This is a genomic window from Roseovarius sp., assembly GCF_018066915.1.
Taxonomy (GTDB): Bacteria; Pseudomonadota; Alphaproteobacteria; order Rhodobacterales; family Rhodobacteraceae; genus Roseovarius.
The window spans coordinates 1-7,574 of the sequence record NZ_JAGPVV010000169.1 but is presented as its reverse complement, the minus strand read 5'-3'; the positions used below and the strand labels follow the sequence as shown (position 1 = coordinate 7,574).

Annotated in this window: 9 protein-coding genes; 2 read left to right on the top strand and 7 right to left on the bottom strand. The window is 62.2% G+C overall.

Going from position 1 to position 7,574, the window contains the following annotated elements; all coding sequences use genetic code 11:
* The 4 genes from KBT70_RS09240 to KBT70_RS09225 form a co-directional block, all read right to left on the bottom strand.
* The coding region (locus KBT70_RS09240) for a TRAP transporter large permease subunit (RefSeq protein WP_296631751.1) at positions 1–442 on the bottom strand (442 nt) is incomplete at its 3' end.
* A gap of 14 nt (positions 443–456) precedes the next feature.
* Positions 457–963: a TRAP transporter small permease gene (locus KBT70_RS09235; protein WP_296631747.1), complete on the bottom strand. Its 507-nt coding sequence runs from the start codon at positions 961–963 to the stop codon at positions 457–459.
* A 105-nt stretch (positions 964–1,068) separates the two neighbouring features.
* Positions 1,069–2,217: a TRAP transporter substrate-binding protein gene (locus tag KBT70_RS09230; RefSeq protein WP_296631743.1), complete on the bottom strand. Its 1,149-nt coding sequence runs from the start codon at positions 2,215–2,217 to the stop codon at positions 1,069–1,071.
* Between the two features lie 25 nt (positions 2,218–2,242).
* Positions 2,243–2,422: a hypothetical protein gene (locus KBT70_RS09225; RefSeq protein ID WP_296631739.1), complete on the bottom strand. Its 180-nt coding sequence runs from the start codon at positions 2,420–2,422 to the stop codon at positions 2,243–2,245.
* 136 nt (positions 2,423–2,558) lie between these two features.
* On the opposite strand from KBT70_RS09225, the gene KBT70_RS09220 reads away from it, so the two are divergent.
* A complete protein-coding gene (locus tag KBT70_RS09220; RefSeq protein WP_296631736.1) occupies positions 2,559–3,596 on the top strand; it encodes a LacI family DNA-binding transcriptional regulator in 1,038 nt (345 codons plus the stop codon).
* A gap of 45 nt (positions 3,597–3,641) precedes the next feature.
* Here KBT70_RS09220 and phbB read toward each other — a convergent pair whose 3' ends face one another.
* The 3 genes from phbB to KBT70_RS09205 all read right to left on the bottom strand — a co-directional run bounded on the left by phbB (position 3,642) and on the right by KBT70_RS09205 (position 6,688).
* Positions 3,642–4,364, bottom strand: coding sequence for an acetoacetyl-CoA reductase (gene phbB, locus KBT70_RS09215; RefSeq protein ID WP_296631733.1), 723 nt, complete (start codon positions 4,362–4,364; stop codon positions 3,642–3,644).
* Between the two features lie 169 nt (positions 4,365–4,533).
* A complete protein-coding gene (locus KBT70_RS09210) occupies positions 4,534–5,709 on the bottom strand; it encodes an acetyl-CoA C-acetyltransferase (RefSeq protein ID WP_296631729.1) in 1,176 nt (391 codons plus the stop codon).
* Between the two features lie 142 nt (positions 5,710–5,851).
* Positions 5,852–6,688, bottom strand: coding sequence for an EAL domain-containing protein (locus KBT70_RS09205; RefSeq protein WP_296631726.1), 837 nt, complete (start codon positions 6,686–6,688; stop codon positions 5,852–5,854).
* A gap of 108 nt (positions 6,689–6,796) precedes the next feature.
* On the opposite strand from KBT70_RS09205, the gene KBT70_RS09200 reads away from it, so the two are divergent.
* Positions 6,797–7,378, top strand: a complete 582-nt coding sequence (locus KBT70_RS09200) for a DNA-3-methyladenine glycosylase I (RefSeq protein ID WP_296631722.1) — start codon at positions 6,797–6,799, stop codon at positions 7,376–7,378.
* Positions 7,379–7,574 lie beyond the last annotated feature (196 nt).

The following is a 7,574-nucleotide window of genomic DNA, read 5'->3' as shown; positions in this document are numbered from 1 at the left end:
CATAGGGGCGCGGATAGCCTGATTCCACCAGCCGGTCGATGGTCATCCGCCCCACCGCCGCCGCCCCCGCCGCATCCGAGCCTGAGATGGCCGAGAACATGCCGCAGACCAGCACCGTGGCCGAGCCGAAACCGCCCTTTGCAAACTGCGTCAGCGCCTCCGCCACATTCAGAAACTTGCGGCTGAGCCCGGTGCGCACCAGCACATCGCCCGTCAGGATAAAGAGCGGCACAGCGGTCAGCGCAAAGGCGTCGATCCCGTCAAAGAGGCTCTCGCCCACAAGGCTGAGCGGGAGCGCGCCCGACCACATCAGCATGACAATCGCCGCCGATCCGATCGCGGCCCAGACCGGGACGGCCAGCGCCACCAGCACCACGAATAGGATCACCGGCCCGTAAAAATCCCAGCCCAGATCGACGGTTTGCGAGAATGTATTCCACATGACGCGCGCCCCCCTTAATCGAATAGCTGATTGCCTTCGTGAACGGGGGTCCCGTCACGAAGGGCGCGCAGATCACGCAGGAAGGATTGCACAAGGCGCAAGAGCATGAGGCCAAAGCCCACCGGCACCGCCAGCAGGAACCACACCATCGACACCCGCAACCCGGCACTGACAGAGCCGAACTTGGCCGAAACCAGCACCGTTTCCCACGACCAGTAGAGCGCCACAATCGCCACCGCCGCCATCACCAGATCACCGAGGATGTAAAGAGCCGCTTTCATGCGCGGCCCGACGTAATGCATGATCACGTCGATGCGGATATGGGCGCGTTCGCGCACCGCCGCCGCCGCCCCGATCCACGCGAGATAGATGAACGCATAGCGCACGATCTCTTCGCCCCAGACCGAGGAATAGGCGAACACCTCGCGCCGGATCACCTCGATCGCCATGGTGACGACCAGCATCATGTAAAAGATCAGAAGCGCCCATCGCTCCAGATTGCGGTCCAGTGTGCTGAGCATGTCAAACCTCTCCGGTTCAGGGCGCGCGGTGCGGTCCTGTTCCTCTCGTTAGCATCCTTGCAAAGGCCGGGCGCGGCGATTGGCGCGCGCCCGGTGTTTCCGGCGTCAGGCGTCGTGGACGTAGTATTTGCCTTGGGTGCCTGCCGCCTCGACCAGCTTGTCGAAGGTCTCCATCGACCCGGCCAACTCGGTCTTGAAGCTGTCCCACTCCGAGCGTTGATAGCCCACGGTTTCCTGCCATTCCGCCAGTTGTTCGGCGCTCAGCGAATGGAATTCCACACCCGACTTGGCCATTTCGGCCATGGCATAGGTGCGCGACGACGGCACCTTGGCAAGGTTCTGATGGAAGCTCATTTCAGAGGCCCATTCGATCGCCTCCTGCACATCGCTCGACAGGGTGTTGTACCATTCGAGATTGCAGGCATAGGTCTGGCTGTCCGGCACCGCTTGGGTAAAGGTGACGTGGCTCAGGATATCCTTGAAACCAAAGGCATAGAGCGCGCCCACCGCCGGGTCGAGCGCATCGGCCACGCCCTGCTTGATCGCCGAAGGCGTCTCACCCCAGGCCACCGGCGTCGGATTGGCACCGCCCATGCGGTAGAACTGTTGCAGCATCTGCGAACCGGGCACCCGGAACTTGACCCCTTGCAAATCTGCCGGCGTCATGATCGGCCCACCGCCGCCTTTGCGCACGGCCATCACACGCGGGTCGATGCAGAAATAGAACATCGGCTTGAACCCGCGCGCCTCGACCAGCGCATTCACCTCTTTCTTCCAGATGTCCGAGGTGACGAGGTTGACGAAGCGCTGATTGGCCCCGCAGAAATAGGGCATGTTGATCAGGTCGACCGCCGGGGCAAAGGGGGCAAAGTTCGAGAGCGAGAATTGCCCGGCATTGATCGTGCCGCCCTGCACCTTTTGCGCCAGCGCCGAACCCACGCCCAACTGCCCGCCGGGGGCGAGCTTGACATAAATCTTGCCGTTCGAGGCGTTTTGCAAGTTCTCTTTCACGTCGAGCTGCATCATCGGATAGCTGCGTGTGGTGCCCACCACATATTCCGTGGCCAGCGTCATCACATGCTCCGCCGCCGCCTCGCGCTCGCGCTCTTCATTGGCGGTCTGCGCGCTCGCCTCAGATGACCAGAGCGTGCCCGCCGCCGCCGCGACAACCGCGGCGGTAAAGCTGCCGGTGGTGGCCAGTTTCAGGAAATTGCGCCGCTCTTCGGACGCAAGGTCTTTTGCTTCTTCAGTCATTCTTGTCTCCTCCCTGAGATCTGATTTATTTTTCTTGCTTGCGCGCCGCCTCGCTCCTCAACGTGGCGACGACAAAGGTCACGACCGCCGCCAAGAGCAGCAGCATCTCCCCCACACCTGTCAGAAACGCGGCATTGCCAAAGGCGCCTAACGCCACATTCGCGCCAAAGGCGCCAAACAGGATCAATGCGGCAAACAGGAACATGCGGCCCTCCCTCTCGCCGGATTTGCCGACGATTCGAGAGAAATGTAAGCGCTTACATATTTTCACGCAAGCTGTTATATTTCCAAAATCCCGTTACAGACGGGCAGAGTCCACCACAAATGCTTCGGGCCACAGGATGAATCGACGCCTCTCCGACACCGCTCCCAACCTGCCCACGCTGGCCGATGTCGCGCGGGTGGCGGGGGTCTCGACCGCCACTGTCTCGCGCTGTCTCAACTCGCCCGCGCAGGTGCAGACGGCCACGCGCGACCGGGTTCTGAGTGCGGTCGCAAGCCTTGGCTACTCCCCCAATTTCGGCGCGCGCGCCCTTGCCGCACGGCGCACCGGCACCATCGGCGCGATCATCCCGACGATGGAAAACGCGATCTTTGCCCGCGCCATTCAGGCCTTTCAGGAGGAATTGCACCTCAGCGGCCAGACGCTTCTGGTGGCCTCCTCCTCTTACAGCCCCGATATCGAGGCGGATCAGATTCGCACCCTTGTGGCACGCGGCGCGGATGCACTTTTGCTCATCGGCCATGACCGCGACCCCGGCATCTACGCCTTTCTCGCGCAACGCGGCGTGCCGGTGCTGGTCTCTTGGGCCTTTGATCCGGCACAGGCGCGCCCCTCGATCGGCTTTGACAATCGCCGCGCCATGGCGGGTTTGGCCGATGAGGTGTTGCGCCTTGGTCATCGCCATATCGGCATGATTTCGGCAGTTGCGATGGGCAATGACCGCGCCCGTGACCGCATTGCCGGGGTGCGCGATGCCTTGCGCGACCATGGCGTTGATCCCGCCGCGTTGGAGCTGATCGAAACCCCCTACAGCATCGCCAACGGGGCCGAGGCGATGGCGCGGCTCATGGCCCTGCCCACACCGCCCACCGCCGTAATCTGTGGCAATGACGTGCTCGCGGTCGGCGCCTTGCAGATGGCGCGCCAGCTTGGCCTCACTGTGCCGCAGGATGTGTCGATCACCGGCTTTGACGATATCGAGATTGCGACCGTGGTCGATCCGGCCCTGACCACCGTGCATGTCCCGCACCGTGAAATGGGGCGCGCTGCGGCGCAACTCTTGGTCGACATGGTCGGCGGTGGCGCGGCCCCGGCACCTGTCTGCCTCGAGACAGAGCTTTGCTTTCGCGGCACGCTCGCCGCCCCCCGAACATGAAAAAGCCCGCCACCGGGCGGGCTTTCCCTGACAAGAGCGCGTCACTCAGACAAAGAACTGTGCGCCATTGGCCGAAATGGTCGAGCCGTTGATAAAGCTGGCATCCTCGGACACAAGGAACGTCACGCAGCGCGCGATTTCCTCGGGCTGGCCCAGACGGCCTGCGGGAATCATGCCGATGATCTTTTCACGCACCGCTTCGGGCACGGCCATGACCATTTCCGTCGCAATATAGCCGGGGCAGATGGCATTGGCGGTGATGCCCTTGGACGCGCCCTCTTGGGCCAGCGACTTGATGATGCCCAGATCGCCCGCCTTGGTTGCGGCATAGTTGACCTGACCGAACTGGCCCTTTTGCCCGTTGATCGAGGAAATCACCACGATCCGGCCAAAGCCACGGTCGCGCATGCCCGACCAGACCGGATGCACGGTGTTGAACACGCCTGTGAGATTGGTGTCGATCACCTCTTTCCATTGTTGCGGCGTCATCTTGTGGAACGGCGCATCACGGGTGATGCCGGCATTCGCGATCACGATGTCGATCGGGCCCAATTCCGCCTCGACGCGGGCGATCCCCTCCTTGGAGCTGTCATAGTCCGCCACGTTCCATTTGTAGGTCTTGATGCCGGTTTCCTCGGTGAATTTGGCGGCGGCCTCATCATTGCCGGCATAGGTCGCGGCGACGGTATAGCCCTCCTCCTTGAGCGCCTTGGAAATGGCGGCGCCGATTCCACGAGAGCCCCCGGTGACGAGTGCGGTTCTTGCCATGATATCCTCCAATATGGCTGGTGCGTTGAAACTTGGTTATCGGTTTGGATCGTATTGCGCAATATTGTTGCGCGATAAATTTTCTGCGACGCGGCTATTTTCGGCGCGACATGAAAAAGGGCACCGTTTGGGGTGCCCTTGATCCTGTCTCAGACCGCGCCCGCGCGCCTCACGGACGCTCGACGCAGAGCGCGACGCCCATGCCGCCCCCGATGCAGAGCGTGGCCAGCCCGCGCTTGGCATCGCGACGCTTCATCTCGAACAAGAGCGTGTTCAGCACCCGGCAGCCCGAGGCCCCAATCGGGTGGCCGATGGCAATCGCGCCGCCGTTGACGTTGACGATGGCCGGGTCCCAACCCATGTCCTTGTTGACCGCACAGGCCTGCGCGGCAAAGGCTTCGTTCGCCTCGACCAGATCGAGATCCTCAACCCGCCACCCGGCCTTGGCCAGCGCCTTGCGGCTGGCATGGATCGGACCCACGCCCATGATCGACGGATCAAGCCCGGCGGTGGCATAGGACGCAATCCGCGCCAGCGGCTCAATGCCCCGACGCTCGGCCTCATCGGCGCTCATCAGCAACGTGGCCGCTGCCCCGTCATTCAGACCGCTCGCATTGGCCGCCGTCACCGAGCCATCCTTGGTAAAGGCGGGGCGCAGCTTCTGCATGACTTCGATGGTGGCCCCGTGGCGGATGTATTCATCCTTGTCGACGATGATGTCACCCTTGCGCGTCTTGACGGTAAAGCCGATCACCTCGTCATCGAACTTGCCGGCCTTCTGCGCGGCTTCGGCCTTGTTCTGGCTGGCCACGGCGAATTCGTCCTGCATCTCGCGGGTGATCTGCCACTGGTCGGCCACGTTCTCGGCGGTCTGGCCCATGTGATAGCCGTTGAACGCATCCCAGAGACCGTCGCGGATCATCGTGTCGATATAGGTCATGTCGCCCATCTTGTGACCGGCGCGCAGATAGGCGGCATGGGGGCTCAGCGTCATGTTTTCCTGACCCCCGGCACAGACAATGGCAGCATCGCCCAGTTGGATGTGCTGCGCCGCCAGCGCCACCGCCCGCAAACCCGAGCCACAGACCTGATTGATGCTCCAGGCTGCGGATTCAATCGGCAGACCGGCGTTGATATGCGCCTGACGCGCCGGGTTCTGGCCCTGTGCGGCGGTCAGCACCTGACCCAGGATTGTCTCGGACACTTCGCCCTTTTCGATGCCCGCGCGGGCGACAACCGCCTCTAGCACGGCCGCACCCAGATCATGCGCCGGCGTATTGGCGAATGCGCCGCCAAAGGATCCGACAGCGGTGCGTGCTGCGGATGCGATTACTACATTGGTCATCTGTGTCCTCCACCAGGATTTGCCCGGGCCGGAGCATGGCACAGGGGTGTCACATTTTCATGCACATCCCCGCTGTCATCTCCGCCGTTACGCGGCGTCATATCGTAGGTGCCGCATTGCGGCAACGGACGGAGTGTCACATTCAAGCGATGGCGCGGTCAAGGGCGGTGTCAAGCCAGGGCGGTCGCACCGTGGGCGCCCCAAAGTAATAGCCCTGCAAACAATCGATCCCGAGCGCCGCAAGATAGGCGGCATCCTCCGGCTTCTCGACGCTTTCGGCCACTGTCACCATGTCGAATTGCTGGCCGATGCTGGCGAGGGCAGCGGTCAGCACCTGATTGTCGGGATCGGTGGCGATGCCGCGCACGAATTGTCCGTCGATCTTGAGAATGTCGAAATAGAACTCCTTGAGAAACCGGAACGAGGTATAGCCCGCCCCGAAATCATCCAGCGCAAAGCTGATTCCCCTCGCCTGCATATCCTTCATGAACCCGGTGACAAGCTCGGGCACCAGCATGGCCGAATGTTCGGTGATCTCCAGAATCAGCCGCTCGCCGATGGTGGGATCGTCGCTCAGCCCCTTTTTCAGTGTGCGTATCCAGCGCGAATAACCGATCGAACGCGCCGACATGTTGATGGCCAGCCGCAGATCGGGATAGTTGATCAGCGTGCGCAGCCCCTTTTCCAGCGCCAGACAATCAATGATCCGCCCGGTTTCCGTCACCTCGATCTGGGTGATGAAATCCTTGGCTGGAATCACCCGCCCCGTGGCATCGAGCACGCGAATCAGCCCCTCGTAGAACGCAGGCCGGTCCTGTTGCCGCGCAGGCACCACCGCCTGATAGGCCAGCAGCACCTGTTTGTGATGCACCGCCTGATTGACCATGTCGACCACCGAACGGTCCCGCGCCGACACCGCGTAGGACAGCGGGGTATCGAACCCCGCCGGAATATCGGCCCATTTGTGTTTTTGTCCCATTTGCCCCTCCGGAACGCCTGTTCTCAAATTGGGGCAGATGGCTTAAGGATCGCTTAAGGCGCGCCTTTGATCGAACGCGCGCATCTGCCGTTGCAGAGGGGGAAAACCATGGAGCGTTGTGGCTGGGTCAGTGACGATCCGCTTTACCTGTCCTATCACGATACCGAATGGGGCGTGCCCGAATATGACAGCCGCGCGCTCTGGGAAAAGCTCATTCTTGATGGCTTTCAGGCGGGGCTGAGCTGGATCACCATCCTGCGCAAGCGCGAGAATTTCCGCGCGGCATTTCAAGGGTTTGACCCGCATGTGATCGCCTCATGGGGCGAAGATGACATCACCCGCCTCTTGGCCGATCCGGGCATCATCCGCCACCGGGGCAAGATCGCGGCGACCATCGGCAATGCCCGCGCTTGGGCCCAGATCGAGGCCAGCGAGGGCTTTGACCGATACCTCTGGGACTATGTCGGCGGGCAGCCCATTCAGAACCAATGGCGCTCTCTGGCCGAGGTTCCGGCACAGACCGATATTTCCGTAAAACTTTCCAAGGATTTGCAGAAACGCGGCTTCAAGTTCTGCGGCCCGACCATCACCTATGCTTTCATGCAGGCGGTGGGCATGGTCAACGATCACCTCGTCACCTGCCCCTGTCATGCACCGGTGGCCCGCATGCCCCCGCGCACCGGATTGTGATCGCACCGTCAAAGCGCGAGGGGTTTTCATCCGCCCCATCCTGTCCGATGGTCCCGCCATCACAGGAGAGTGCCCATGCCCCTATTGCCTAGCCTTCCCAACCCCGCGCATCTGATGGACCTCTATGCGCGCTTTCCCCGCAACGTGCGCCCGCTGATGGACTACACCGACGGGCTCTTGCGCGGCGACGGAGAGC